Annotated in this window: 23 protein-coding genes; 9 read left to right on the top strand and 14 right to left on the bottom strand. The window is 47.6% G+C overall.

Annotated elements, in window-relative coordinates; genetic code table 11:
- Window positions 1-56: 56 nt before the first annotated feature.
- From QVE43_RS09020 to pheT, 3 genes are read right to left on the bottom strand one after another with little or no spacing between them, the layout of a single operon-like run.
- The gene (locus QVE43_RS09020; protein WP_288006276.1) at window positions 57-368 is read right to left on the bottom strand and encodes a cell division protein ZapA; all 312 of its coding nucleotides are present in this window, start codon (window positions 366-368) and stop codon (window positions 57-59) included.
- Window positions 369-383: 15 nt separating this feature from the next.
- Complete coding sequence (locus QVE43_RS09015) at window positions 384-680, bottom strand: hypothetical protein (protein ID WP_038031262.1); 297 nt, start codon at window positions 678-680, stop codon at window positions 384-386.
- Window positions 681-694: 14 nt separating this feature from the next.
- Window positions 695-3118, bottom strand: a complete 2424-nt coding sequence (gene pheT / locus QVE43_RS09010) for a phenylalanine--tRNA ligase subunit beta (RefSeq protein WP_288006271.1) — start codon at window positions 3116-3118, stop codon at window positions 695-697.
- A gap of 156 nt (window positions 3119-3274) precedes the next feature.
- Here pheT and plsY point away from each other — a divergent pair, with 156 nt between their 5' ends.
- Window positions 3275-3928 carry a glycerol-3-phosphate 1-O-acyltransferase PlsY gene (gene plsY, locus QVE43_RS09005; RefSeq protein WP_288006269.1) on the top strand — a complete coding sequence of 218 codons (654 nt, stop codon included), beginning with the start codon at window positions 3275-3277 and terminating at the stop codon, window positions 3926-3928.
- On the opposite strand, the gene QVE43_RS09000 is transcribed toward plsY, so the two are convergent.
- A complete protein-coding gene (locus QVE43_RS09000) occupies window positions 3911-4573 on the bottom strand; it encodes a hypothetical protein (RefSeq protein ID WP_288006267.1) in 663 nt (220 codons plus the stop codon). The genes plsY and QVE43_RS09000 overlap by 18 nt on opposite strands.
- Window positions 4574-4785: 212 nt before the next feature.
- Between QVE43_RS09000 and QVE43_RS08995 the strand changes: the two genes are divergently transcribed.
- Together QVE43_RS08995 and QVE43_RS12595 are read left to right on the top strand one after the other, a co-directional pair.
- Window positions 4786-5097, top strand: a complete 312-nt coding sequence (locus tag QVE43_RS08995; RefSeq protein ID WP_288006519.1) for a transposase — start codon at window positions 4786-4788, stop codon at window positions 5095-5097.
- The gene (locus QVE43_RS12595; protein WP_374758348.1) at window positions 5082-5474 is read left to right on the top strand and encodes a transposase; all 393 of its coding nucleotides are present in this window, start codon (window positions 5082-5084) and stop codon (window positions 5472-5474) included. Before QVE43_RS08995 ends, QVE43_RS12595 begins: the two co-directional genes overlap by 16 nt.
- Before the next feature lie 300 nt (window positions 5475-5774).
- Here QVE43_RS12595 and QVE43_RS08990 read toward each other — a convergent pair whose 3' ends face one another.
- The 6 genes from QVE43_RS08990 to QVE43_RS08965 form a co-directional block, all read right to left on the bottom strand.
- Entirely contained in the window at window positions 5775-6335 is a 561-nt protein-coding gene (locus tag QVE43_RS08990; RefSeq protein ID WP_038031242.1) for a DUF3575 domain-containing protein, read from the bottom strand.
- 130 nt (window positions 6336-6465) lie between these two features.
- A complete protein-coding gene (locus tag QVE43_RS08985; protein WP_288006263.1) occupies window positions 6466-7629 on the bottom strand; it encodes a cystathionine gamma-synthase in 1164 nt (387 codons plus the stop codon).
- A gap of 72 nt (window positions 7630-7701) precedes the next feature.
- On the bottom strand, window positions 7702-8682 hold the full coding sequence (locus QVE43_RS08980; RefSeq protein ID WP_288006261.1) for a polysaccharide biosynthesis protein: 981 nt from the start codon (window positions 8680-8682) through the stop codon (window positions 7702-7704).
- 185 nt (window positions 8683-8867) lie between these two features.
- Window positions 8868-10139, bottom strand: coding sequence for an ABC transporter ATP-binding protein (locus QVE43_RS08975; protein WP_288006258.1), 1272 nt, complete (start codon window positions 10137-10139; stop codon window positions 8868-8870).
- 13 nt (window positions 10140-10152) lie between these two features.
- On the bottom strand, window positions 10153-11058 hold the full coding sequence (locus QVE43_RS08970) for an ABC transporter permease (RefSeq protein WP_288006255.1): 906 nt from the start codon (window positions 11056-11058) through the stop codon (window positions 10153-10155).
- Between the two features lie 12 nt (window positions 11059-11070).
- The gene (locus QVE43_RS08965; RefSeq protein ID WP_288006253.1) at window positions 11071-13902 is read right to left on the bottom strand and encodes a PKD domain-containing protein; all 2832 of its coding nucleotides are present in this window, start codon (window positions 13900-13902) and stop codon (window positions 11071-11073) included.
- A gap of 52 nt (window positions 13903-13954) precedes the next feature.
- Between QVE43_RS08965 and QVE43_RS08960 the strand changes: the two genes are divergently transcribed.
- Both QVE43_RS08960 and QVE43_RS08955 read left to right on the top strand, forming a co-directional pair.
- A complete protein-coding gene (locus tag QVE43_RS08960; RefSeq protein ID WP_288006250.1) occupies window positions 13955-14647 on the top strand; it encodes a hypothetical protein in 693 nt (230 codons plus the stop codon).
- A gap of 83 nt (window positions 14648-14730) precedes the next feature.
- Window positions 14731-15594 carry a hypothetical protein gene (locus QVE43_RS08955; RefSeq protein ID WP_288006247.1) on the top strand — a complete coding sequence of 288 codons (864 nt, stop codon included), beginning with the start codon at window positions 14731-14733 and terminating at the stop codon, window positions 15592-15594.
- 82 nt (window positions 15595-15676) lie between these two features.
- On the opposite strand, the gene rpiB is transcribed toward QVE43_RS08955, so the two are convergent.
- The 4 genes from rpiB to QVE43_RS08935 form a co-directional block, all read right to left on the bottom strand.
- Complete coding sequence (rpiB, locus tag QVE43_RS08950) at window positions 15677-16117, bottom strand: ribose 5-phosphate isomerase B (RefSeq protein WP_288006244.1); 441 nt, start codon at window positions 16115-16117, stop codon at window positions 15677-15679.
- A gap of 46 nt (window positions 16118-16163) precedes the next feature.
- Window positions 16164-19085: a S8 family peptidase gene (locus QVE43_RS08945; RefSeq protein WP_288006241.1), complete on the bottom strand. Its 2922-nt coding sequence runs from the start codon at window positions 19083-19085 to the stop codon at window positions 16164-16166.
- 1134 nt (window positions 19086-20219) lie between these two features.
- Window positions 20220-22022 carry a HAMP domain-containing sensor histidine kinase gene (locus tag QVE43_RS08940; RefSeq protein ID WP_288006238.1) on the bottom strand — a complete coding sequence of 601 codons (1803 nt, stop codon included), beginning with the start codon at window positions 22020-22022 and terminating at the stop codon, window positions 20220-20222.
- A gap of 2 nt (window positions 22023-22024) precedes the next feature.
- The gene (locus tag QVE43_RS08935; protein WP_038031208.1) at window positions 22025-22570 is read right to left on the bottom strand and encodes a YfiR family protein; all 546 of its coding nucleotides are present in this window, start codon (window positions 22568-22570) and stop codon (window positions 22025-22027) included.
- Window positions 22571-22678: 108 nt separating this feature from the next.
- Between QVE43_RS08935 and miaB the strand changes: the two genes are divergently transcribed.
- Genes miaB through QVE43_RS08915 form a run of 4 tightly spaced genes read left to right on the top strand, consistent with a single transcriptional unit; the run spans window position 22679 to window position 26817 of the window.
- Entirely contained in the window at window positions 22679-24175 is a 1497-nt protein-coding gene (gene miaB / locus QVE43_RS08930) for a tRNA (N6-isopentenyl adenosine(37)-C2)-methylthiotransferase MiaB (RefSeq protein ID WP_288006233.1), read from the top strand.
- Window positions 24176-24187: 12 nt separating this feature from the next.
- A complete protein-coding gene (cobT, locus tag QVE43_RS08925; protein WP_288006230.1) occupies window positions 24188-25252 on the top strand; it encodes a nicotinate-nucleotide--dimethylbenzimidazole phosphoribosyltransferase in 1065 nt (354 codons plus the stop codon).
- A gap of 50 nt (window positions 25253-25302) precedes the next feature.
- Window positions 25303-26376 carry a ferrochelatase gene (gene hemH, locus QVE43_RS08920; protein WP_288006227.1) on the top strand — a complete coding sequence of 358 codons (1074 nt, stop codon included), beginning with the start codon at window positions 25303-25305 and terminating at the stop codon, window positions 26374-26376.
- Window positions 26377-26391: 15 nt separating this feature from the next.
- Entirely contained in the window at window positions 26392-26817 is a 426-nt protein-coding gene (locus tag QVE43_RS08915; protein ID WP_288006224.1) for a PaaI family thioesterase, read from the top strand.
- Window position 26818: the final 1 nt, after the last annotated feature.

Raw genomic sequence — 26818 nt, 5'->3', positions numbered from 1 at the left:
TCTACCATATAATGCCCTTCAATAGCGCAATGCGTGGGAATGGGAGGGATTGACTGTCAGCGGATGGCTTTTTGGGAACGCTGCAGGGTGAGGTCAACGATTTCTTCTAAGGAATTAATTTTTGATAGAATCAGGTCTTCACAGGCTTCTAAAGCTTCTTTCAAGTTTTCTTTTTCCATAGAGCAGTCCACGGCATAAATAGCCAGCAGGTCCTGCGAGTCGGTCACCCCGTAAACGTCCTTATAGTGCTTTAGTTGTTGGTTTATTTTTTTGCCCACCGCCCGTAAGCGTGCTTCATCCTCGCGGTCCACCTCCATAGGATAAGACCGCTCGGCAATACGCAGGGTGATGGGTAATTTTTGACTCATAGTCAATATTTTATTTTAAGACAACAACTTGATACATTTATCTATTTCCGCGATATATTCGTCAATCTTCGCTTTTAGCTCCTCCGCATCCTTTGCATCAGGCGCTATTGAAGCAACAATTTTACTAATTTTATATTGATTTTGAAAGTTAATTAGTTCCGTATTTAATCGTTTGACTAAGTCTTTCAACTTATTATTTTCTTCTTTGAGCTGCTTATTTTCTTCCAATAATATTTCATGTGCTGCTACCAATTGCAGCACTTTTTCTTCGAACAGTTCGATTCGCTGTAATATTTTATCGTAGTTTTCCATTCATTTCTTATGCACTATTCGCGAATAACGGCTCCCAGCTCTTTTTTGTAAGCGTCCATCAGCTTCTGCATGGTTTTGTCTATAACCTTATCTGTCAATGTTTTGGTTTCATCTTGCAGAATAAAGCTGATGGCATAGGATTTTTTACCTTCGCCAATATTATTGCCTTCATATACGCTAAACAGGTTGATGTGTTTCAGAAGTTTGTTTTCGGTACGCCAGGCGAGAGCTTCTACTTCTTGCCAAGTGACTTGTTTATCGAGGACGAGCGAGAGGTCGCGGCGCACAAACGGGAACTTGGGCAGCTCCCGGGCAGTGTAATCATCATGGTAGTGGGCGGTGAGCCAATCCCAATCCACATCGGCAAACCACACTTCTTGTTTGATGTCAAGCATGCGGGTTATCTTGGGTTGTACCAAGCCGGCGGTCGCCACGGCATGCCCCTCTACCAAATAGCGGATGCCATAGCCCCACTGATCGGCGGGTGCCGCCGCTTTGGTAAATTTATTTACACGCATACGCTTCAACAGGCGCTCAACGATGGTGGCCAAGTCGTGATATTGAGTAGCTTGCGTGGCCTGTGACCAGTGTTCCGGGTGGCGATTACCGGTTATCCATATACCCAGCCGCTCTTTCTCGCCATAGGCTCCATCGGTAGTTTGGAAATATACTCTACCAAACTCAAATATCTTTTGATATTTGCGCTGCCGGTTCAGGTTGTGCGCTATGACTTCCAGCCCGGAAAACAGCAGGGAACTGCGCAGCACACTAATTTCTTCGCCGGTATAATTGAGCATGCGAACAGGCTGCCCCCACGCCGATTCGCTGAGCCGCTCGGCATAAGCAGGCTTGGTGAGTGAGTTGGTAATGACTTCGTACAGCCCTTGCGATGCCAGGAAGTCCGTTATGGTATCTTGCAGGTGCTTTTTGTCTTGGGCAGGCGCCGGAAATGGCGAAATAAACGACGTATGCAAATGCTCTGACAGAGGCACGCGGTCGAAGCCATAGATACGAAGCACTTCTTCGGCAATGTCGGCAGTGCCGGTTACATCCACACGGTAGGGCGGTACACTCAGCGCCATGCCTTCTTCTGTTTCTTCTTCTATGAGAATATCGAGGCCGGTTAGTATGCGCCGCACTTCTTCTTTGGGAATCTCTATGCCCAAGAGGGTAAACAAACGCTCGTATTTCACAAAGAAGCGGCGGTTCTCAATGGGCTGCGGATACACATCTACTATTTGAGCTGCTGCCTTGCCGCCGGCAAGTTGTGTTATCAAATAAGCGGCACGTTGTAAAGCTACGAGCACCATGTTCGGGTCGGTGCCACGCTCGAAACGGAAAGAGGCGTCGGTTTTCAGGGCATGTCGTGCCGAAGTTTTTCGTATGTAGGTTGGGTTGAAATAGGCACTTTCCAAAAATACGCGCCGGGTAGTGTCTTGAATACCGGAATGCAAGCCCCCCATCACACCGGCCATTGCCAGCGGTTTCACTGCATCGCAAATCATGAGGTCGTGGGCAGAAAGTTTGCGTTCTTCTTCGTCTAAGGTAACAAAGGGGGTACCTTCGTCCAAGGTCTTTACTATGATTTTGTTGCCTTCGATACGGTCGGCATCGAAAGCATGCATGGGTTGCCCCAGCTCATGCATCACATAGTTGGTGACATCCACCACATTGTTGATGGGCTTGAGCCCGATGGCTTTGAGGCGCTCTTGCAACCAAGCCGGCGAGGGGGCTACTGCAACGCCTTCTATCAACAAGCCTGCATAGCGGGGGCAAGCTTCCGGGTTTTCTATTTCCACGGAAATGGGCGAAGGGGTTTCGGGGAACGTCTGCTGAACAGGCGGCATTTGTATGGGACGGTCCAAGAGGGCTTTCAGGTCGCGGGCTACGCCCAGATGCGAAGCCGCATCGGCACGGTTGGGGGTTAGGCCTATTTCAAGCACAGTGTCGCGATAAGGCTTAAAAAATTCGGCGGCAGGTGTTCCGTTGGGCAAGTCGGTATCGAGCACCATAATGCCTTCATGACTGCTGCCCAAACCTATTTCGTCTTCGGCACAAATCATGCCTTCCGACACTTCGCCACGTATTTTGGCTTTTTTGATTTTGAATGGTTCGCCTTCCTTGGGGTAAAGCGTAGCGCCTACCAAAGCTACTACTACTTTTTGCCCTTTGGCCACGTTGGGCGCACCACATACAATGGGCAAGGGCTGCTCCCCTCCCACATCTACCAAGGTTTTTTTCAATTTATCGGCATTGGGATGGGGCTCACACTGCAGCACTTCGCCTATAACCAGCCCTTCAAGGCTGCCGGGAATGGCTTCATACGAATGCAGTTGTTCCACTTCCAAGCCGGCATGCGTGAGTTTTTGAGCAATCAGTTCCGGGCTTTGATCATCTATTTCGATAAAGTCTTTAAGCCATTGATAGCTAATTTTCATCGTATTAATTCAATTTAACCGTTTTACAATATAGGTATAATCCGGTCAAATTTACGTATTTTTTCCGGCTCTTTTATGTGAAGCAGCTTGTACAATTCACAGGCTTTTTGCAGCTTTAAGCTTCAATGTGTTGTGATGATTTAATTTTTCCGGGAAATGAACAGCATTTTTTCAGTAGCCTTGTTTTTGCCGGTGGCTTATTTACTGGGCTCCATACCTTCATCGGTGTGGATAGGCAAGCGTTTTTTTGGGGTAGATGTGCGCAAACATGGTAGCGGTAATGCCGGTGCCACGAACACATTCCGTGTGTTGGGCAAAAAAGCCGGCAGCATTGTGCTTTCGCTTGATATATTGAAAGGCTGGGTGGCTACTCAATTGCCGGTGTGGCTGCATACGGAAGCAGACATAGACCGCCTGTTTTTATGGCAGATGGCATTCGGCTTGTGTGCTATCTTGGGGCATGTGTACTCTGTTTTTCTGAATTTCAAGGGGGGAAAAGGTGTAGCTACTTCTTTGGGAATGGCTATTTCACTGCACTGGGGCGCTTCGGCGATAGCCGTGGTGGTATTTTTGGTAGTGCTGCTCTTGAGTCACTTTGTGTCTTTGGGCTCTATGTTGGCCACTTTGGCTTTTGCCTTGGTGGTTTCTTTTGACCTGCTGGGAAGCACCAGCCTTTATTTCAAATATTTTGCCTGGCTGATGGTAGCACTGGTTACTTATACGCACCGCAGCAACATCCGGCGTTTGCTTCAAGGCAATGAAAACAAGGTATATCTTTTCAAATCGAAGAAGTCAGCGCGTGAGTCGTAGATAGCTTTGCCGGGTTTTGTAGATGGCCATATGACGGCTGTCTTCTTCTGTCCAGGGGTAAGGGCGGATGGTCAACTCCGGAGCGGTTTTCAATTCCAACAGGAAGCTGTCATCACCGGTCAGGGCTTGCAGTAGTTCTGCCAAGAAACGGCAACAAGCCAGCGGCTGACGTACCACTTGCTCTTCGGTGAAGCGCACGACTACCCATCCTTTATCTGTAAAAAAACGGTTGCGCCGGTCATCTGCCCCTATATAGTGCGTAGGTTCACCATGAGGCAAGCTATAGGGCTCATCTATTTCTACGTCAATCCACAGGTCGTGGGGTTCGTAATACAGCACGAAGTCGGGAAAATAGTGGTCATCTTTAATCCTAAGTGCCAAGTTATCGAATATGCATCCCGGGAAATAGCGCTTTAAATACTTGAAAAAATAGGCTTCGCTGCTTCCGCGCTGTGGCTGATGGCTCAGGCGCTCCGGCGCATTCGCACCATAATAAGATGAAGGCAAAAATACTAAGGGGTAGCGTTCGTTATCTGCTTGCCATTGTGGCGAAAAATGCTTGTTTGCCGGCTTGATGTCGCTGCCACGAAAGAAGTGCACTGCCAACCATAAAAGAAAAAACAAAATTAGGATACTAAGCAACATAAATACGGCGGTGATTCGTAAAGTTGGGTTTTTGATGCGGGTAATTTAAAGAAAAAGTGTTTTATAAGCTGTATGAGCAAGTGAGGGCTTTCAAAAAGAGATACATCTTACACAAGAACAAGTTACAAAAACTTTAAGAGAACCTGCTCAAAAAAAGGATGGTTTCCAAGAAGTTTTAAAAATCAGCTTTGAAGCGATCATGCGGGCTGAAGGTGAACTCCATAACAAAAAAAGAAGATGATATGAGCAATGGACACCGCTATCGCAAGACCTTTGGACAAGGAAAACTACCGGAACTAAGAGTGCCGCGCAGTCGCCGGGGGAATTTCTATCCTATACTTTTGGCATTGTTGCGTAACCGGGAAGAGGAAGCCCGCAAACTTGCATTTAACTTGTATGGTGCCGGTCTGACGACAGCACAGGTTGGGGAGATATTTGGGGACATTTATGGAAAGCAATATAGTCCAAGTCACAAATCAGCCGGTTGTTTGAGTATGCCCGGTCAGAAGTGCAAGCGCGGTTAACCCGGCCATTGGAATCCTATTACCCCATCATTCTAATTGACGCAACTTTTATATACACCCGAAAAGCGGATCACGTAAACAAAGAGGCCTATTATACGATATTAGGTGTTCGAAAAGAGCGCTCACGGCAGGTATTGGGCACTGTCAATTCCCCTACTGAAAGTGCTAAGGCATGGGAGGATGTTTTTGACGAACTAAAAAGTCGTGTTCTTCAACAGAGGATGCCATATGGAAAAAAATTTCCTTCATCCCAACAATTATGCTCAATTCATTTGCAGAGAAATGTTCAAAAACGCGTCAAACCCAAAGATAAAGTCCAAGTAGCAGAAGGTTTAAAGATGTGTTCCGGACCGGCAACCGGCATGATAGCAGTATGAAGAGATGGCAACGTTGGATGAAATTTTGCCAAAAATGGGGGCATTATGCCAATGCTACCATTTTTTATTAGCAGTGCCCCGGAATACTTTCCCAAAGCTAAATTATGGGAAGAGTGAAAAAATGAGTAAAGTTGAAATTAGATTAAGAGACCATTACACACACAAAGATATACTACCGCACGGCTTTCAATCTACTAAAAAAGTATTTGCACGGTATTTTACTTTGCTTCATAAAAATGACTTTGGGACAATATGTTGCCACATTGCCCCAAAGCTTAAATAACAAGCTTCACGCTATGTTTAGAATGCAAAGCCGAGCATCAAGCCAAAACGCAAGCCAAAGCCGCTTCCCAAACCGGTGTTGAAATCATCTTCACTGCCGCTTTCTACCTTTACGTTGCCAACGTTGTACGAGGGTCCACCATAAAGTTCAAGTGTTACGGATTTGCCAAAATGCCACTGGCTACCAATAAGCAAGCCGGCACCTACAGAGCTCAATGTAGCCTTGGAAGTGTTGGAGTTGCCGTTGTCGTCACTTATCGTAGCTTCGAGGTTGTAGCTCTGATAACGTGGCGAAAGAGCCAAAAAGAAGCCTTGTACGGCATTGCCGGAAGGATAGAAACGGAACTCGGGCGTAATGCCAAAACCATTGAACTTGGTATCGCCTTGGTTCACCCCAAAAAGATACATCAAACCAAGCTGGGCACTCGTTTTGTCGCTCAAACCACGCTCATAGTTGAGATGAGCCGCACTCAGAAAAGGACTGAGTAAGTTCGTCTTGATTACATTTCTTTTTTCCGTTTGGGCAAACCCACCAAGGCTAAGCGCCACCAAAAACAAACTTAAGAACAGGTTTTTCATAATTTTTAAAAATTTAAATGTAAAACATGCTTATGCTTTTAGGCAAAGGGCGTGCCAAAAGCATTGGGCTGCTGAAATAATTGCAGCAGCCCAACATGTTTAATTAAAAATCAAATGTTTACAACAAAAGTTACTTACTCACAGCTTGGAAAGCTTTTTCAATTGCCTGTGCCAAATCGGCAATGAGGTCTTCCACATCTTCCACGCCCACACTTAAACGGATGAGCGTATCGCGCAAACCGGCTTTTTCACGCTCTTCTTTGGGAATGCTGGCATGAGTCATGGTAGCCGGGTGGCAACAGAGCGATTCTACCCCACCTAAAGACTCCGCCAAGGTAAAGACTTGCAGGTTGCTCATAAAAGCCTTCGCCAGGTCCATGTCATCTTCTTTGAAAGTAAAAGACACCATGCCGCCAAAGTCTTTCATCTGCTTTCTTGCCACATGGTGATTGGGATGCGTTTCAAAGCCCGGATAATAAACTTTACCAACAGCGGGATGCTGTTCCAACCACTCGGCAATCACGCGCCCGTTTTCACAATGTTGACGCATACGCAGATGCAGTGTTTTTATGCCGCGTAAAACCAGGAAACAGTCCATGGGTCCCGGCACAGCCCCCACGGCATTTTGTAAGAAAGCAAGTTGCTCGGCAAGTGCCTCGTGCGAAGTAACCAACGCGCCCATCACCACATCGGAATGCCCGCCAAGGTACTTGGTTACTGAGTGCATCACAATATCGGCACCTAAATCCAAAGGATTCTGCAAATAGGGTGAAGCAAAGGTGTTGTCCACCGTCAACAGCAGCCCGTGTTTTTTGGCAATGCGTGCCACGCCGGCAATATCTATGATTTTCATGAGTGGGTTGGTGGGTGTTTCTACCCAAATCATGCGGGTGTTTTCAGTGATATATTGCTCTACGTCCGCTACGTTTTCCATGTTGATAAAATGGAACTTCAAACCGTAGGTTTCATGCACACGCCGGAAAAGACGGTAGGTGCCGCCATACAGGTCGTTGGTAACAATGACTTCATCGCCGGGTTTAAGGGTGCGCATCAGTGTGTCGGTGGCTGCCAGACCGGAGCTGAAAACAAAGCCATATTTGCCGTTTTCAAGTGCCGCCAGGTTTTTTTGTAAGGCATCACGGGTGGGGTTATGGGTGCGCGAGTACTCATAGCCCTTGTGTACGCCGGGGGCCTCTTGTGCGTAGGTCGAGGTCTGAAAGATGGGGGTCATCACTGCCCCGGTCGAGGGGTCAGGGTGTACGCCTGCATGTATGGCTTTAGTTCCGAATTTCATAGCTTATGTTTTTTAAAGTAAGAGAGAATACCTATGGTTCAAAGTTAAGAATAATATCGAAAGAACGGCTTTTTACTGCTTTATTTGGCAGGGTTGCCCCAGGTAGTCGTTAAATGCTTGAAGTGAAGGCAAGAGATGGTCTGCCGAGCTACAAGCCTTTGGTGTTTCCAACAGTTGGGCATCATGTCTTTGCAGCGCTTCTATAGAAGGGGCTTCAGGAAATAAAATATAATACCTTCGGTTTTCTGCTATACGCCCGTGAAGGCTTTCGTCAAATAGCAGTTCGTGAATTTTTTCACCGGGGCGCAGGCCTGCTACCTGTTGTGGCACACCGGGTTTTAACCAGCTGCCCAAGTCTGCAATACGCACTGCCTGCATTTTGGGAATGACGATTTCACCTTCAATGGTTCGCTCACGTACGTAGTCGATGGCCTGCAGTAGTTGTGCTTCTGATAAAAAGAAACGGCTTGCTTCCGGATGGGTGATGGTCAACGCATGGCCGGATTTGTTGAACTGCTCAAACACAGACCCCCGGGCATGAACCAAATTGCCGGGGCGCAAGATGCCTACTGCAGGCATGGCTGAACGCCGGGCATGGGCTATCAGCAGCTGCTCGGCACAGCGCTTGGTGGCTGCATACACACCGGCAGCCAAAAAGGCTTTGTCTGTGGAAATAAAGGTAATTCGCTGCACGGCATTTTGCACGGCAGCTTCCAGCAAGTTCTGTGTGCCTATAATATTGGTCTGTATGTATTCGCCCGGATAATGCTCTGCCAAGGGTACATGCTTGAGAGCAGCCGCATGTACAATTTCATGACAAGGGTATTGGGCAAGCAATTGCCGTATGCGGCCCGCATCGCGTATATCGCCCAATTCAAAGTAAAGATGAGGGTAGCGCTTGCGTGGGTATCGTTGTTGCAGGTCTAATATCTTTTGCTCATCACGGCTAAGGGCTAACAGAGGCGTTTCCGGATTCTGCTGCATCCGGTATGCCAAGAAAGCACGCCCTATAGAGCCCGTTGCGCCCGTGAGAAATAAGTACTGATGGTGCATGGCAGTTGGTTAAAACAACATAATTCAACACAGAGATGTTCTTATCTTAGAATAAGATTTGAAGTTTTCATCAAGTAACAAGTAATAAGCCAACCCAAAAAGATATAATTAACTTTAAGTTAATATTTTAGTATTGCAAAACTCTCAAAGCTCTACAAAATATGCTTACAGAGCACAAAATTATACTATAAAAAACCGGCATCTTGCCACCTGCAATCAACAAACACACATCCATAATCCTTGCCACTATAAAGGTAAAATGAAGACCCTTTCTCTTCAATTTTAAAAAAGACGGTATCATCGATACAACTAAAAAGGATTACATTGGGTATATGTAAGTATGGAATAACTTTATAGACACCCGGTACCAATAACTTTGGAGGAATTTCGCAGGTCACACTAAAGTCACCATTATTATTTCGACTAAAGGTTGAGACTGGCACTTCTGTAGTAAACACTCTACGACCTCTTTGTTCTGCCACTGCAATCCCCACACGAACACCGTCTGCCCTTTTGTCGTCTTGAAAGTTAAATTTTAGTCTTATTTTTATGGATTCATCTATTCTAAAACTGCTTTTTACATGGTTAAATGCATCGATTAATTGAACTTCATTTATTTGATTTTTTTCATTTTGTTGCTTCTTATATTCGCTAACAAGGTTAACCGTACTAGTAGTGTAATAGCCTACCGCTTTCTCCACATTACCATCAAAAAGCACTTTGCCTTGATCCAGCAAAATGCCTCTTTGACATAAAGTTTGCACACTTGCCATATTATGACTCACAAACAGAACTGTTCGTCCCTGCCCGCTGCTCACCTCCTTCATTTTACCTACTGCCCGTTTTTGGAATTCAGCATCCCCCACAGCCAGCACTTCATCCACAATAAGAATATCGGGCTCCAAGAATGCCGCTACGGCAAATCCCAAACGCACTCGCATGCCCGATGAATAACGCTTCACGGGCGTATCGGCATACTTGGCAATACCGGCAAAGTCGATAATATCATCCAACTTCTGCCGCACCTCTCTGCGGCTCATCCCTAAAATGGCGCCGTTTAAATAAATGTTTTCAATACCGGTAAGCTCCGGGTGCATGCCTGTTCCCACTTCGAGCAGTGAGGCAATGCGCCCCCTGATTTTCACCTGCCCTTTGGTAGGTGGGGTTATCTTGGATAGTATTTTCAGCAGTGTACTCTTACCTGCTCCGTTTTTTCCAATAATACCCACTACCTCCCCTTCTTCGATTTCTATGTTGATATCCTGTAGCGCCCAAGTATAAGGTTCCGTAGCTTTATCTGCCAAGCGGTTGGTTTGGTCTATTGTTAAAGTAGGGTCTTCTTTTCCCCATAGTCTTGCCCAGCGGCGTTTCAAATCATCGCGCAGCGTTGTCGCCCCAATCACTCCCAAGCGATATTGCTTCCAGACGTTCTCTACTTTTATTACACTCTTTGTCATTTCAGCTGTACTGTTAAACAGTATCCACAAATACTTTTTCCACCCTGTTAAACCCAATCATTCCCACAATAAGCACCAATAAACAAGCCAAAGCACTATAAACAAACCAATATATATCAAAAAATCCTTCTCCTAAAAAAGCCAAACGAAAAGCCTCCATCAAGGAAGTAAGCGGATTAAAAAGCAACCACTTTTGCCACTTAGCCGGCACCATCGATAACGGATAAATCACGGGAGTGGCATACATCAACAGCTGCACACCAAAACTAACCACATGCCTTAAATCATGATATTTGGTAGTCATGGCAGAAACAATAATTCCCATCCCCAAACCCAGCATAATCATCAGCAGCACCAGTAAAGGAAATAAAGATACTGCCCAAGAAAGATGAATAGGCGCACCTTGAACAAAAGCATATAATGCAAATAACCAAAACAGCCCCAGCTGAATGGCAAAACCGATGCCTGCACTAATGACTTGTGAAACGGGCATGACCAGACGAGGAAAATACACCTTGGAAAAAATGTGCTGATTGGCCACAAAAGTATCGGCAGTAGAAGTAAGACACTTCGCGAAGTAACTCCAAAAGGTGGTACCGCATAAGTAAAACAAGAAAGGCGGGATGCCGTCGGTAGGCAGCCGGGCTATATTGCCAAATACAATGGTGTATATAAGCGTGCTTAGCAGGGGAGTAATAATATGCCACAAAGGGCCCAGTATGGTTTGTTTATACTGTGCCACAAAATCACGGCGTACCAATAAAACAACAAGGTCTCTATAACGCCATAATTCACCGAGATTTAACTGCCACCAGGGCTTATGCGGCTCAATAACTTCCGTCCACTCCTCCTGCGATTGTACTTTTAAGTTCTTCACCGTACTTTTTTCCATAGACTTGGCACACAGTTCATTCTTCAAAAATAGTAAAATTTAGTGCCGGACAATAAATCGATATACAAAAAGGCGTGCTCCGTCGCTTATCTTCAGGAAGTACAAGCCCGAAGGCAAGGAAGAAGTGTTTATATCATAGCGTGCCGGTATGGCAAAAGAATCAAAACGGTAGCCGGCCACCACTTGCCCCTGGTTGTCATACACCTGCAGTTGTATGGCTGTCTGACGGTTATGCACCCAACGAACTGACAGCACCTCATTTGCCGGATTAGGCGCAGGCGCATACACATAGAACCCTTCGCGCGTTGAAATGCACCTTTCGTTATTTGCCGGCTGTGCATCTTGATAGCTAAGCAAGCTTACCGAAGCACACACGTAGCCGGCTTCCCGCAGATACTCTGTTGTCAAACTCAGAGGAATATCGACCTCCCGGCTTTCGCCTGCCATCAATAAAACAGCAATCACTGTATCGGCTACCACATTTTCCTCAACTGCAAGTTTCACATTAAAAGATGAAACCGCAATATTCCCTCTGTTCGAAACTAACAACTTGGCCGTTTCTGTATCAGAAGACAACCACAGACTATCCAAGCTCAAATCACGGTCAAGCTTTCCTACTTCAATTTCTTGTGCAAAACTGCTACTGCAACCATCTACACTCATAGCCGTAAGTTCTACCCGGTACATTCCGGGCGATGCATACACATGTGAAGGTGACACTTCCGTAGATTGCGCACCATCGCCAAAGTCCCATATAAAACTCACGCCGCCACTACTCTGATTAGAAAACTGAATATTCAGCGGGTCGGCTTCGGAAGGAGTAGCTACAAATAGAACTGCCGGCAAGCCTTTTACCTCTACCGCTTGACTGTATATGTTATCGCAGCCGTTGGGTGAAACAACGCGAAGGCTTACCTCGTGTTGCCCGGAAGAAGAAAATATAAGCTGCGGGTTCTCTTCACTGCTTACCCACTGTCCATCAATAAACCACTCATAAGCAGAAATAGCACCTGAACTTTGGGAGCTAAACAGCACTTCTGCACCCCGGCAAATCAAAGCGGGCGGTTCAAAGTATGCCACCGGGCTCTCGATAATAGAAACCGTTTTTGAAACAGAAGCAATGCATCCCCCTGCATCTTGAATGGTAAGCTGGACAAGATAATCGCCGGGTGCAGCGTAACTCTTCCGGGGGTTGGGCACTACGGAATAAGTACCATCACCAAAATCCCAATAATAACCACCCACCGGATCCGGTGGGTTGAAGCTCCAAGTGCTCAAGTCTTCAAAGGTTAGCGGGCTGTTGACACAAGCACTGCCCGTATATTGAAAATCGGCAATAAGAGCATCAGAAATAGAAACGGTCTTCACGGCAGTCGTTATGCAGCCATTGTTGCTTTGCACACTTAGTGTTACGGTGTAGTCTCCCGGAGCGCTATAGGTGTGTGTAGGGTTTTCGGCATTCACTGTGGGGCTGCCATCTCCAAAATCCCAAGTCCATTGCGTCACGTTAGAAAAATCACCGATGCTCGTATTGGTAAAAGTAGTAACATCACCTATGCACTGTCCTGAAAAACTGAAATCTGCAACAATGCTGTTGTTATCCACATTGATATTGTCTTCGTAAATACTCCGGTTGCCGTTTCCCTGGGTAGCAACCATTATCACGCGCCGGCTTCCCAATCCATGATAACTAACTGTGGGATTGGGGTCCGTTGAGTAAGCGTCGCTTGCATCGCATGCATCAAACGACAAACGATACACAACACGGGTATTGTAGTTCGCCGCCCATAAATGCAAAATCCCCCCATAGAAGCAGCCCGTTATACCTTCCACATATTTTATCGATGTATTTTGAGTTTGGACCGTAGGCACAGAAGTGATATCGCCAGAAAAAGCTGCATGTTTTACTTCCCCATTAGTGCTATTAAACTGCGATAAAAAGACAGTATGCACTTTTTCACCCACACGCAAGCTGTAGCTTCCTCCCGGGCGACTGAGCCCGATTGTCGCACTTCTATCATATACTATGGGGGTATTCTCCACCCCCATAGAAAAGTCCAAAAGATATATTTTGTTACCCAATAACCCCAACACCCAAGCATACACCTTGCCACAATCTTCAAATACACTCACATGCCAGGTATAGTCTCCTGAAGCAAAACTTATTTCTTGCACAATACTGCTCGCATCTATAGCATTCGACATGGAGTTACCGAATTTTACCACCCGCAGCTTGTTATCTGTAGCATTGGCTACCAGCATATAATAGTCATTCCCCTGCTTGACTAACCTTAATCCGCGGCTCAACGCAGGTAGCCCCAGATCCCCCAAGTTGGTTACGGTAGGTGTGTTTGCCAGACTACTGCCAAAAGACAGCCTCAAAAAAGATTTACTTCCTCCTGCATACCCTATATTGGCAACAATGGCATACCACTGCCCATTTTCTTGAATAAAATCGAGTGGCTCGCACTTGTCTGCAAAGCTAAGACTGATTCTTTCCGGCTTTGCCTGGGGCGCGTTTAAAGGCGAACTGCCCAAACGCACGCGTATCAATTCATTGGTTTCCCGGCTGGTGGCAAAAAAATAGTAGTTACCATCATTATCGCGCAAAACTTGCGGATTGGTAACAATACTCCCTTCTAAAAAAAATGCTGAACTTATTGTTGGCGCCTGCTCCAAAGCATCTGCGCAGAAATACCATTCCCAGGCATTTGCTGCCGGCTCCGGATTGGTTAGCGTTACGGGCGCATCCGGACAGACTGCAGCCCCTACACCAAAGCCGGTAGAAGTATCCACCGTGCACTGTGCGTGTGCCCAATCTCCTAAGCAAAGCAGAAAACATAAAAAGCCAAAAAAAGCGACAGCCCTCATAAATGTTTTTTTACGTATATATACGTCTGCGCGTCAAAATGTCATTTGAGCCATGCAACAAAGGCTAAGATACATAAAAATTCCGGGCAAAAGCGAGCAATGCGTCCGTATTGTGTTTTTGGGAGCCGGGCAAAAAGCTACCAGTCTCCGGCGCTTGTTTCACTCTATGCCACCTTATACTGTTTATCTGCTAGAAATACAGGATTTGCCCCCCAGTTTACTCATTGCAGAGCTAAAAGAACTGGTCGGTGCAAAAACAATCGAAATTATTGGCCTAAGCATGGGGGCAAGGGCAGCCATATGGGCAGCCCTTCACCTGTCTCCCCGCTCACTTGTTTTAATAGCGCCTGAAGGTGCGCCGCCTCACCCCTGGCTTCGCCGGATGCTACATCCTCACATGAATTATTTATGGCATATGTGGTACATGTTACTTCCGGTCATTCGAAAAGTAAGAAGAACAATCGTGCGTCTTTTAGGAACCGACATCCCCTGCACGAAAGAAGAAATGGAACAACTACGCAAACACTGGGCAATATCTGCCCACTTTGCTCTTCCCGCCGATATATTCGCAAAGCTCTACCCCGTGCCCGTAAGCATCTATTTGCCAAGAAAAGACCGTATCATATCACCAAAGAGCGTGCAGCGGTTTTGGCAATCTTACAAACCCAAAGAGCTCTTTTTCATTGAAGGGAAACACTTATCCGGCATAAAAAAACAATGTTACAACATCGTTTATAAAGAATAATCAATAAAAAATTACACCTTTTAAACCATCGCCTCATTTTTGCATCTAAACAAGCGAAGTCAAACCAAAAAAGAGAAAAAACTATGAAACGAGTATTTTGGAAGTACACCGCAGTAGTAGCCCTTGCTTCGCTTGTAAGCTTGAGTGCTTGTAACAAGAAAGACAATGAGCCTACTATCCCGGAAGATGCTTACGTAGAAGACGGCAACGATGTGCAGGCTGAGTTCGACGACCTGGAAAGCATCTCTATCGATGCTACCCTGCAAGCAGAAGCAGCTGCCAAACCTTCTGACGAAGGAGCGACCGCCCGTGCCAACGGCGTTGTGCGTGGTTGTAATTGTGTTATTACAATAGATAAACCTAATAAGAAAATCACCATTGATTTTGGTGAAGAAGGCGTGAAGTGTCAAGACGGACGCACACGTAAAGGAAAAATCATTATCACCTATACCGGTCCTTATATGGAGCCCGGCAGCGTAATTACCACCACTCCTGAAAACTATTTTGTAAGCAACCGTCGTGGCACCGGTTTTGTGCAAGTGGTCGGCACCAAAACTGTTACCAATATCACTGAACAAGGTGGCAATCCTACTCACCGTTTGGAAGCCAATGGTAAATTAATCTTCCCCGGCGGACTCGAAGCTTCTTGGCAGTCAACACGTGTGCGCGAATGGGTGAGCGGTTATGAAGACATTCAAAAATTGGACAATTCCTTTGACGACGTCTTTAAAATTACCGGTGAATGGTCCGGTACTGACCGTCGCCAACAAACTTACAATGCCGAAATCTTAGAACCCTTGACTATCAAAACCGAGTGTTTCCTTAGCCAAAACTATATGCCTGTTTCCGGTGTAGTGAAAATGGAAGGACCTCGTGCCATTCATGTAGTCAACTACGGCGAAGGCGAGTGTGATAATACCATCACGGTCACCATCACCAAGAAGTAAACCCAACATGCTAAATACCAAAAAGCAGCTACTTTAAAGTAGCTGCTTTTTTAATTTTTATTGCTGCAAACTGCACATGCATTCATGCGCAAGCTATTTTATTGACACGCCTTTCATGCCGTCCGCCTTCAAAGCCGGTTGTCAAAAAGGTTTTGACCATAGCTTTGGCTTCTTCCAACGACACAAAACGGGCAGGCAAGCAAATCACATTCGCATCATTGTGCTGACGCGCCAAGCGGGCTATTTCCTCGTTCCAACAGAGAGCAGCCCGTACCTTCGCGTGTTTGTTGGCTGTTATGCACACACCATTGCCGGAACCACAAATAAGAATTCCCCGGTGTGCTTTTCCCTCTTCTACTGCTTGTGCTACAGGATGGGCATAATCCGGATAATCCACTGACTCGCTGCTGTGCGTTCCTACATCTTCAACCCGGTAGCCTGCTTCCGCAAGCATTTTTTTGATGGCTTCCTTATATTCAAAACCGGCATGGTCTGAACCAATAAAGACTGTTTCTTTTTCCATGATTCAATATGATTGCGTTGATTTTCCTTTTACAAAGTTAAGGAAATCATTCAACAAGCAGGCGAAAATGATGCATATCGCCATGCACAGAAAGCTGTAAAATATATAAACCACGGGACAGCTCATGCAGGTAGAAAGACGTTGCCCGTGGCATTTCGCCTTGCCTTAATAGTTTTCCGTCATAAGTATAAAGTTGCCACTTCAGGGCTCCTGCTTGTGTTCCGTCTGCACGAACCTCTACATGCACCGTTCCCCTGCTTGGGTTCGGATACAATCGAATTACCGGCAACTGGCCGGCATCCACCGCTGTGGGGCTTTCTGCCACCCCCACAATAGTAACCCGTTGCCAAGCAGCAGGCAACAAATGGTCAAAGTCATAAGAAGCATTTTCCACGAAAAAGACGGTTTCGGAAGGAAAAGCATTCACCAAGTAAACCATTCCTGCCCCGCTTTGGTACAGGCTGCTGTCTGCCCGGTAAAAATGGAAGTAGTTGCCGCCGGCCGGAGCCACAGATGCAAGATGCACGGCATCGGATTCGTGTACCTCTATTCTATCCGGCACTTGTGCCGGCAAACAGGTACGCAAAGCAAGAAAACGCTCACGCGCCGCTATATACAAAGCTCTCAAGCTGTCGAGCGAAGGCGCAACCAATACCGCCCAAGCAACCCAAGCAGAGTCTTGCGCTGCAAGCTGCAAGTGCACCGTGCTCATCGCTGCCACATCGGCACCGCTACCGCCCGCCTGCAGGCGCTCATTCTCCATGGATGCCCACAGCTCGGCATCGGAAAAACCATCGTTCAGGGCAAGGCTGCCATTGGCACCATCTACATCGAAGGCGTAGTAGGTCGTATCCACATTGCGAAAAGCATATAACAAGCCGATACCTGCATAATGCCCTTTATTGTCATAGGCATACAACATGGGCAACTGCTCATCCAGTTTGCATTCATTGAAAGTAGCATCGGGCAGATCAAAGTCATAGAAAACGCCTACCCGGGCAGTGTCTGCAAACGACTGATGATTATGCACACGATATTCTTGGAAAACGGCACCGGGCAGAAGCGAATCGATGTATAAGCGCTGGGTAACAGAGTAGTTCGGCGTATTGTCCGGTTGAAGAAATGCATGCATCGCCACAGGGCTAAGCCATGAAGCCGTCGCCTGAAAATCGCTGTTCATACTGCCGGCATAGTCCGGCACAGTCCTCCACAGGCTGTCCTGTGTGGTAGCCATCACAAAGCCGGCAGCCCGCACATAAATGGTGTCATTCACCCGCATTCCCTGACTGTAGGGGTAGTCGTAAACTGCCAAATGCCCCGTTTCGCTATACCAATAATCCAATACCGTCCCGGCCATTGTGGGATAGAGTGGCGCAAATCGCAACTCTACGTATTCACGGAAAATGCCTTGGTCGGCCGTATATTCAACTTCTATATAAGCCGTATGGGCAGCCGGCATATCGGCAGCCCGTTCTATAACCAAAGCAGCTGCCGGCGCCTCCTTAGTTTCCATAGTAGCCATATCGCCTATATCTGCGGTTGCCGTAATTACATTCACATAAGGCGACAGGCTATTGATGCGCACTTGCACGTTCGTAGCCGGTGTCAACAAATTGGTGTGCTTCATATGGATGGCATACCGGTTGTTTTCCAAGGCATATATGAGCGGGTCGGACGGGCGCACGGCAAACGCATTGGTTTCTGTCAGTGCGCGGTAGATGTTCAAACGTCCCTTGCCCAGCTTACCTTCAAAGCCCGTATTCAAAGCATCGATGTTATCGGTAGTTGCCATCAAGCGCGCCATCACTTGGTAAGCATTCAATCCGGGGAAGTGGGTGCGCACCAAAGCAGCGGCGGCACTCACTTGGGGTGCTGCAAAAGAAGTGCCCGATATGCCGGCGGCCGGATAGTAGTCACTATCGTTACGACTGTAGGTAGAGTAAATAGCTTGTGCAGGCGCTGCTATGTCCATATGGTAACCGAAAGTGCTGCCACTGCCCCAACTTCCCCATTTTTGGTCGTTGGCATTCGTGCCGGACACGGCAATCACCTCCGGATAAACGGCAGGTGACCATTTTTCATCTTTGCCGCTGTTGCCGCCGGCAGCGACCAGTACAATATCGTAATAATCGACCATCAAGCGCAGCAGGTCGCGCTCAAACTCCGACTCCGGTTCTGTGGCTGTAATAGGACGCCCAAAAGACATATTGATGACCGAGGCACCTTGCGCCGCTGCATATAGCAGGGCGCCGTCGAAGTTGAAATAAGTGAAATCGTCCGAAATGGCTTTGATAGGCAGATAACGGCAGTGAAAACCTGTGCCGGCAATGCCCTTGGCATTATCGGGGGTGGCACTGCTTACACCTGCTACCACCGTACCGTGATAAATACCTGTAAGGTCAGTATCATTGTTTCCCACGTCATAATAAGCCGGATGCAGGTTGGCTTGCAAGTCTTCATGGGTGAGCCGGAAGCCGTAATCCACAATGGCAATTACCACCGACGGGTTGCCTTGCTCCACATCCCAAGCATCCAAGGCACCGATTTTATCGAGATAGTATTGGTAGTTAGGCGCACTGGCAGAGTCTAAGCCCGGATCATTGGGCGTATAAAGCGGTTGGTATTGATACAGCGGTTCTGCGTAAATTACTTCCGGCAAGCGCCGCAATGAATCAATGGCTTGCAGCAAGGCATCCTTACTGCCTGCTTGAATAGTAAACAGCTGCTCCAAAAGAGCCGGTGGACGCTTGGCATAGGCATAGCGCCGGTGGCTTTGTTGCGGATAGCGTGGGGTAATTTGCAGGTGCTGCCCCTGATGTTTACGGGAAGAATGCGTATTTTCTTGCCACTTCTTTATTGCCGTGGGTTTTATCTTTACTACTCCGTAAAAGGTTTCCTGCTTATCTGACTGCCCCACAGCAGTCAATGGCAGCAATGCGATGAAAAAAAATACTACGATGCGCCTCATTAGCTTTTGCCATTTACTTTTTATACTTCTTAATACCTTAAATTAAGAAAATGAAACCTTTTCGCTTAGCCGGCCATCAAATAGTTGTAGTAACAGGCAACTCTTTTTTGCTGATTGCGTGGATATTTGCCAATATTTATGGCATAGCCTACACCAACGACTCGGTCCATTTTGCAGCAGCAGGGCGTTCGTTCTGGCAAAGCGGGCAGTGGCTCACTGCCGACGGACAGGCACTCACGCACTGGCAGCCGTTATATCCCACACTGTTAGGCATTTTTTTAAATATTCCTTCCGGAGTTTTTATACTTCACCTCGTATGCCTTTTAGCGTTTATGCGTGGGCTATGGCTTCTCAAGTGCTCATTGCATTTGCCGGAGTGGGCATATGCCGCTATTCTGTGTCATCCGTTGGTGTTGACCGCTTTCTCGTTTGTGTGGACCGAAGCATTGGCGCTTCCTTTGCTTCTGTGGTTCCTTTGGTATTATATCCGCTTCCGTAATGCTCCTTTCAAACAACGCCTTCCCGCCTTCTTCTTAATAGTTGCCATAAGCTGGTGTCGCTTTGCCTTTTTGCCTGCCATTTATACTTTATTGCTCCGGGATGGACTCGCCGCCTCTGCTAAAAAAGAACGGTACTTTGCCGGGCAGCTGTTCATCGCCAGCTTGCTGGCCGTAGCTTTGTGGACAGGCTATGCCTATATGCATCAAAGCGATATGTTGCATAATTATGGCATGTGGGAAGGCAACTGGCGTCAAACCTTTATTTTTTACCTCTATGCATGGGGTAATTATTTTTTGCCTGCCACCGCTCAAATGCTGCTGCCCGTCGTAGCTTTTGGCAGTATGATATTGTTGAGCCGGTCTTTTCTTCGTGCCTCTCCCCCACAAGCACGCTATTTTCTTACTGCCGCCGGGGTAGAGCTGCTTTTTCTGCTACTGGTAAACATACAGTCTTATGACGACCAAGTGCGCTACCTCCTGCCCGTTTGGGTATTTTGCCTGTTGGGCATGGGGGCCCTTCCACTCATGCACACGCAAACGGCAAAGACAGTGTTCATTGTGTGGTGGCTTAGCCTACTTGTCCGTGATGGGCATCATGCAATGCGCTGGCATGAAACCAGACGCCCCCCGGTAGCTACTGTGCAGCTGCCGACTCATATTCATGAAACGGCGCTTGTGCCAAAGGCAAACGCACATAAAAAGTGGTGCTTTTACCCGGCTCCGAGACAAACAGGATGCGTCCCCCTAAACGGCTGACAACCTTTTTCACTATGTAAAGTCCCAAGCCGGCCCCTTCGGAACGCTCGTGTCCCCGGTAAAACATTTTGAAAATATGGGGTTGAATTTTCAGCGGAATACCGACACCATTGTCTTCTATGGAAAGTATCAGGTTGCTATCCTGCACTTCGGCAACAATGCGTACCATAGGATGTGGTTTGGCGTAGTCAGCATACTTTAGCGCATTGCTCAACAAATTATTGATTATCAAACTCAAACTAAATTTATCTATCATAACCTCTGTATCGAACCTTACCTCATAGCGTATATCCACACGTTGGTCTTGATTCAAATAATCGTAGTGCTCTATGCTCTGCCGGATGAGTGTCTCCACATCTATCGGCTCGGCTTCGTTGTTATGCGCTTGGGTTTCAGAAACTGCCACTACCAATTGAATGGTTTCATCCAGCCGCTCAATGCTTCGCTTCAAGTGTCCCACGCATTGCCGCACATTGTCTGCTGAGGGGTTGAACTCCATCAATTGTACGATTCCCAAAATTGAGCGCAAAGGTGCCCGCAGCTCATGCGAGGCATGATATACGAAGTTATCCAGTTCGTCGCTCAAACGCTGCAGCTCATTCATGTTGTGTTTCATATCGGAAATATCCTGCACCACCACTTCTGCCATGTTATTACCGGCTTTCTTGGCGGCAATCAGCCCCCATAAGTTTTTATGCTGCTGCACACGCAGAAGTGCCTCTTGCGGTGCCACCCTTCCCTTGCTTTGCAGTTCTTCTACAAAAGATTCATAAACCGTGCGCTGTGCGAAGAAACCGGCAAAATGACAAGCATTGTCTTTCAGATTCAAAATTTCCTGCGCCTTGGGACTGCTCTGTACTATCTTATTGTTTGATAAATCCACCAGCAAAACCCCTATCAAGTCGTTATCAAATAAGGCTTTGTACAATCCCTCTTGGCGCTCCAAATCCAGCTGCTTTTGGTGTAGCTCTTTCAATTGCCGGCGTATGGTACTCAGGATATAAGCAACCCGCCGGTACAACCAACGCACCTCCTTCGACGAACGGGGCGGCGCATCGGCTATGCGATAAGTACGGTTCTGTACGGCGGTATACAATGAGCGCTCCAATTGAACAATTGGTTGAATCAGGCGGCTTCTCAAAAAAGCCGACAAAGGAAGGCCACACAGCAACAAACAGCTGATAAACAAAATAGCACTGTTCCAAAACTGCTCCTCTTTAAAAGTGCGCAGCTCTTCGGTACTCACTCCGGCGCGAAGGTACCCCAGCAGTTCCCCGTGAATTCCTCGAATCTCTGTCCGTATGTGCAAATACTCTTCCGTCCAGGATAAACTATCACCGGACAGATTGCCCGGAAAATCACAGCCGGCAGGTGCACTTATCCACAAGATACCGTCCGGTGCCTCCAGCCACACACACTTCACGGCTTTCAATGCGGCTATCTTCTCAATAAATTCCTTGGCTGCCTCCGGTTGTCCTAACTCTATAGGGGCAATACAATACTCGGCTGTCATGCGTAATTGGCTGAGGTAGTAATACACAAAGTGGCGCTTGTGCTGCTGGTAGCTGCCATGAAACATAAAATAAAAGCCCAGCAAGAGAGAAGCCCCTACTGCAATAAGAGTATAAAGTGTAATGCGCTTGTCTAAGGTCCAATACCTGCTCTTCCGTATTCTTATCATGATCACTTCACTACTTTTGCCAGCTTCAGCAGCCTGAAGTTTGCTACGAAGCCTTTTTGTGTGAGGATTCTTGTGTTTATCTCAAATTTCACTTTCCCCTCCGATTCGAAAAAATTCACCATGCTTATTTTTTGAGCATAGCCCGGAGTATCACTTACGATTAAAGCGCTGCTTTGTTGTATGTAAGGCAATATGTCTTGCAATCGTGCATCGGAAAGCCGCCCCAACCAAATAACATCAAAGGGGACGTGCAGCATGTCGTGCTCATCCCGGATGGGAACCACCTCAATCCCCCTTGCCTTTGCCATGCGTTCAGCATATGACTTTTGCAGCACATGCAACACCTCTGTGTCTTGGTAAACCCCAATCAAGAATACATTGTCACGAGGGCGGTGCAAGGCGGGCCATTCAATGAAATCGAACATCTTGACCAACAAAGCCGCTTTCAGCTGCAGCTCGTCTATTTTTTCGGTTTGCGCATAGCCCGGCACAAGTGCCCCGCAATACCCCAACAGGTAACAAATAATTTTGAACCGTAAGCCATTCATGAAATGTTTGTGCAATAACAGTAGAGCTTCATAAAGGCAAAATACAAAACTTATCACTTATTTCCTTGAAATTCCTAATTTTGCAAGATAACTCATTGCATGAAAGCTATGAAACAGATAGTAAAAGATATTGACTTGATTCAGTCAGCAGAGGGCGAAGCTTGCGAAACAGTCAAAACCACCCAAGAGCAAAATACCGGCAAGAGCCGTAAACTGTATATTGAAAGCTATGGCTGCCAGATGAACTTCTCCGATAGTGAAATTGTAGCAGCCATTCTGCAAGAGCATGGATTTGACACGACCAGCGAAGCACAAAAAGCCGATGTTGTCTTTCTGAACACTTGCGCAATACGCGACAATGCCGAACAACGCATTTGGAAGCGCCTGCGCGAGCTGGAATCCTTAAAAAACAAAAAGCCGGGCTTGCTCGTAGGGCTGCTGGGCTGCATGGCCGAACGGCTGAAAACCAAATTGCTTGAAGAAGAAAAAATCGTTGATATCGTAGCCGGACCGGACGCCTACCGCGACTTGCCCCATCTGGTGGCAGAAGCCGAAGACGGGAACAAGGCAGTCAACGTATTCCTCTCCCGCGAAGAGACCTATGCCGACATCAACCCCGTGCGCTTGAATTCCAACGGTGTAACCGCCTTCATATCTATCATGCGAGGCTGCGACAACATGTGCACCTTCTGCGTAGTGCCCTATACACGTGGGCGCGAACGCAGCCGTAACCCTCACTCCATCGTGCAGGAAGCGCGCACCTTATATGAACGTGGCTACAAAGAAGTAACTTTGCTTGGCCAAAACGTGGACTCTTACTTTTGGACCTCCCACCCGCAAATAACATCGCTGAACGAATACCGTAAGGCGCTCAAACGTGGCGAGGACCTGAGCCAGTACGAGCAAGTCAACTTTGCGCACTTGCTCGAGATGGTCGCTCAAATAGCGCCGGACCTGCGCGTACGCTTCTCTACCTCGCACCCCAAAGACATTACCGACGAGGTGCTCTATACCATGCAACGCTACGATAACATTTGCAAATACATACACCTGCCCGTGCAAAGCGGCAACAACCGTATTCTGGAACTGATGCGCCGCACCTACACTCGTGAGTGGTATCTGGAACGCGTGGCAGCCATTCGCCGCATCCTGGGCAATGAGTGCGGTTTGTCCTCCGACATGATTGCCGGTTTCTGCAGCGAAACAGAAGAAGAGCACCGCGATACGCTCTCGCTCATGGAAGCGGTCAAGTTCGACTTCTCTTACATGTTCTACTACTCTGAACGCCCCGGCACACCGGCTGCCAAGCGCCTGCAAGACGATGTGCCTTTGGAAGTAAAGAAAAGAAGACTGCAAGAAATCATTGAGTTACAAAATAAACACTCTTTGGAGCGAAACTTGATGGACGTGGGCAAGGTACATCGCGTATTGGTAGAAGGCTATTCCAAGCGCTCCAAAGAACATCTGTTCGGGCGCAACACTGCCAATAAAGTGGTTGTGTTTCCCAAAGAAAACTATGAAATTGGCGACTATGTGGATGTGCTGGTAGAAGAGTGCACCAGCGCCACGCTCATTGGCAAAGCCGTGGGCAAATGGACCCCTTAACCCCAAAAAGCTATGAAAGGATTTGTCATAGAACCACTCTCTACAAGCTTTGCCAAGCAAGTACAGGAAAAAATTGACAACAAAACCAAGCCATTGGGAGCTTTAGGCAAGCTTGAGGAGATGGCCGTGCAAATTGCTACCATACAACAAAGCCTTACGCCTACCCTTCGCAATCCTCACATACTGGTCTTTGCCGGCGACCATGGCATTGCGGCCGAAGGCGTAAGTGCCTATCCACAAGAAGTAACTGCCCAGATGGTAATGAACTTCGTGCGGGGCGGTGCTGCCGTGAACGTATTTTGCCGGCAAAACCATCTGTCTTTACAAGTGATTGATGCCGGTGTAGCCGCCGACTTCCCGCAAGACCTCCCTATTGTGCATGCCAAAATAGCCAAAGGCACCCGCAACTTCCTTTATGAAGCGGCCATGACCGGGCAAGAATTGGAACAAGCCATTCAAAAAGGCAGCGAGCTGGTCAAAGAGCTCCACAAAGCAGGTTGTAATGTAGTGGGCTTTGGTGAAATGGGCATTGCCAATACCTCCTCGGCTTCTGCCATCATGAGTGTAATTACCAAACAGCCCGTGGAAGTATGCGTAGGCAGGGGCACCGGGCTCAATGATGAGCAATATCAACATAAAATTGAAGTATTGCGCAAAGCCTTGCTGCATCATCAACTAAACAGTAACGATCCCTTTGAAGTACTGCGCACTTATGGCGGTTATGAAATTGCCATGATGTGCGGGGCTATGTTGCAAGCGGCAGCCCTGCATATGCTTATCTTGGTAGATGGCTTCATCAGCTCCGTGGCGTTCCTGGTGGCCTATAAGAGCAACCCCTACATACGCCACTATGCTATTTTTTGCCACACCTCTGCCGAACAAGGGCATCAAAAGTTGCTTGAATACATGCAGGCACAAGCTATTTTGCAATTGGGCATGCGCCTGGGCGAAGGTAGCGCTTGCGCGGTGGCCTATCCGGTGGTGGAATCGGCGGTGCGCTTCCTCAACGAAATGGCAAGCTTCGATGAAGCCGGTGTTTCCAACCGTCAAGACATAGAGTCTGATACCTGTTTGTAACTTTTTGAAAGGGGGCGTGGTTTGTAAAAACGGAAATAAACAAGAGACAAATGAAAAAAGCCGTATTACTGGTAAACCTGGGCACACCGGATGCCCCCTACACCCCGCAAGTCCGTCGTTATTTACGAGAATTCCTTTTAGACGGTCGCGTGATTGACATTCCCGCCCTTTCGCGCTGGCTGCTGGTAAACTTAATCATAGCCCCCTTCCGGGCACCGCGTTCTGCCCGGGCTTACCGTGAGCTGTGGACCCCGGAAGGCTCGCCGCTCAAGGTATATGGCGAACGTCTTCAATCCCTGCTTCAAGACGCCCTGGGCAAAGAGTATGATGTGTATTTGGCTATGCGTTATCAGCACCCCTCCATGCGCGATACCTTGGAAGAAATGCGACGCCACGCTTACGACCAAATCATTTTGCTGCCTCTTTTCCCTCAATATGCATCGGCAACTACCGGCTCTGTCATTCAGAAGTTTTACGATGAAACACGCCACTGGCAAAGCTTCCCGTCGATCAGCATCGTTTCTCACTTCTACAACCACCCTGCTTTTGTGCAAGCGCTGGCTATGCGTGCACGCCCCTATGTAGAAGCCGACCAATACGATTATTTTGTTTTTTCATACCATGGCGTGCCCGTGCGTCAGATACAAAAAGCAGATATGCACGGTTGTTGCCTGTCATCGAGCGACAAGACTGCCGCAGGCTGCTGCAGCCGCTTGCATGAAAACAACCACCTCTGCTACCGGGCTCAATGCTTCGCAACCACCCGCCTGCTTGCCGACGCCCTGCAATTACCGGCCGAGCGTTGCATTACAGCCTTTCAGTCGCGCTTAGGCAAAGCCGAGTGGATTCAACCCTACACCGAAGACGTCGTCCGTCAATTGGCAAGCCAAGGGGCGAAAAAAGTGCTTGCGTTTTCGCCGGCATTCATTGCCGACTGTCTGGAAACCACCATTGAAGTAGGGGAAGAATACAAAGAATTATTCGAAGAGTTGGGCGGTGAAAAGTGGGTGCTGGTAGAAAGCCTGAACGATTCCCCCGCCTGGGTCGATGCTCTGCGTCAAATCATCGAAGAAGCCACATTGCGTTTGTCTTCTGCCGAACAGAAAATAACCACCGATAACTAAAAAGCATACAAACACATGGCACTTATTGAAATACTGAAAAACATGGTAGGCAAAGAAATGCCCGAACAAGCGCCCCCCGTGACCAAATGGCTGAATTTTGTTTTGCGCAAAGTAGAACCGGGACACGTAGTTGCCACCATGGAAGTGCGCCCCGATATGGTAAACCCACTGGGGCTGCTGCATGGTGGTGTGCAAGCAGCGCTGCTCGACGAAATCATAGGCATGATGGTATCTGCCTTGGAAAAAGACAAACCTTCGGTGTCGGTCAATCTCAACGTTGACTTTTTGGGCAAGGCACGCATGGGCGAAACAGTTGAAGTAGAAGCGCAAGTAATACGCCAAGGGCGCCAATTGATACACGCCGTGGGCGAAATACGCAATGCCGAAGGAAAGTTGATAGCCAAAGCAAGCAGCAACTTGCTGAATATAGAGATGAAATAAC

Origin of the sequence: Thermonema sp. (assembly GCF_026003375.1) — a bacterium.
Taxonomy (GTDB): Bacteria; Bacteroidota; Bacteroidia; order Cytophagales; family Thermonemataceae; genus Thermonema; species Thermonema rossianum.
The sequence above is the reverse complement of the archived record's forward strand: the minus strand, read 5'-3'. Positions and strand labels throughout refer to the sequence as shown.

Coding starts and splice junctions, on each gene's coding strand:
- QVE43_RS08955 (WP_288006247.1), top strand. CDS start 14,731: ATGAAACGAGTATTTTGGAAGTACACCGCAGTAGTAGCCCTTGCTTCG.
- QVE43_RS08945 (WP_288006241.1), bottom strand. CDS start 19,085: ATGAGGCGCATCGTAGTATTTTTTTTCATCGCATTGCTGCCATTGACT.
- QVE43_RS08965 (WP_288006253.1), bottom strand. CDS start 13,902: ATGAGGGCTGTCGCTTTTTTTGGCTTTTTATGTTTTCTGCTTTGCTTA.
- QVE43_RS08990 (WP_038031242.1), bottom strand. CDS start 6,335: ATGAAAAACCTGTTCTTAAGTTTGTTTTTGGTGGCGCTTAGCCTTGGT.
- pheT (WP_288006271.1), bottom strand. CDS start 3,118: ATGAAAATTAGCTATCAATGGCTTAAAGACTTTATCGAAATAGATGAT.
- rpiB (WP_288006244.1), bottom strand. CDS start 16,117: ATGGAAAAAGAAACAGTCTTTATTGGTTCAGACCATGCCGGTTTTGAA.
- hemH (WP_288006227.1), top strand. CDS start 25,303: ATGAAAAAAGCCGTATTACTGGTAAACCTGGGCACACCGGATGCCCCC.
- QVE43_RS08960 (WP_288006250.1), top strand. CDS start 13,955: ATGCAACAAAGGCTAAGATACATAAAAATTCCGGGCAAAAGCGAGCAA.
- QVE43_RS08985 (WP_288006263.1), bottom strand. CDS start 7,629: ATGAAATTCGGAACTAAAGCCATACATGCAGGCGTACACCCTGACCCC.
- QVE43_RS09000 (WP_288006267.1), bottom strand. CDS start 4,573: ATGTTGCTTAGTATCCTAATTTTGTTTTTTCTTTTATGGTTGGCAGTG.
- QVE43_RS09015 (WP_038031262.1), bottom strand. CDS start 680: ATGGAAAACTACGATAAAATATTACAGCGAATCGAACTGTTCGAAGAA.
- cobT (WP_288006230.1), top strand. CDS start 24,188: ATGAAAGGATTTGTCATAGAACCACTCTCTACAAGCTTTGCCAAGCAA.
- QVE43_RS09020 (WP_288006276.1), bottom strand. CDS start 368: ATGAGTCAAAAATTACCCATCACCCTGCGTATTGCCGAGCGGTCTTAT.
- QVE43_RS08915 (WP_288006224.1), top strand. CDS start 26,392: ATGGCACTTATTGAAATACTGAAAAACATGGTAGGCAAAGAAATGCCC.
- miaB (WP_288006233.1), top strand. CDS start 22,679: ATGAAACAGATAGTAAAAGATATTGACTTGATTCAGTCAGCAGAGGGC.
- QVE43_RS08980 (WP_288006261.1), bottom strand. CDS start 8,682: ATGCACCATCAGTACTTATTTCTCACGGGCGCAACGGGCTCTATAGGG.
- QVE43_RS08940 (WP_288006238.1), bottom strand. CDS start 22,022: ATGATAAGAATACGGAAGAGCAGGTATTGGACCTTAGACAAGCGCATT.
- QVE43_RS08975 (WP_288006258.1), bottom strand. CDS start 10,139: ATGACAAAGAGTGTAATAAAAGTAGAGAACGTCTGGAAGCAATATCGC.
- QVE43_RS08935 (WP_038031208.1), bottom strand. CDS start 22,570: ATGAATGGCTTACGGTTCAAAATTATTTGTTACCTGTTGGGGTATTGC.
- plsY (WP_288006269.1), top strand. CDS start 3,275: ATGAACAGCATTTTTTCAGTAGCCTTGTTTTTGCCGGTGGCTTATTTA.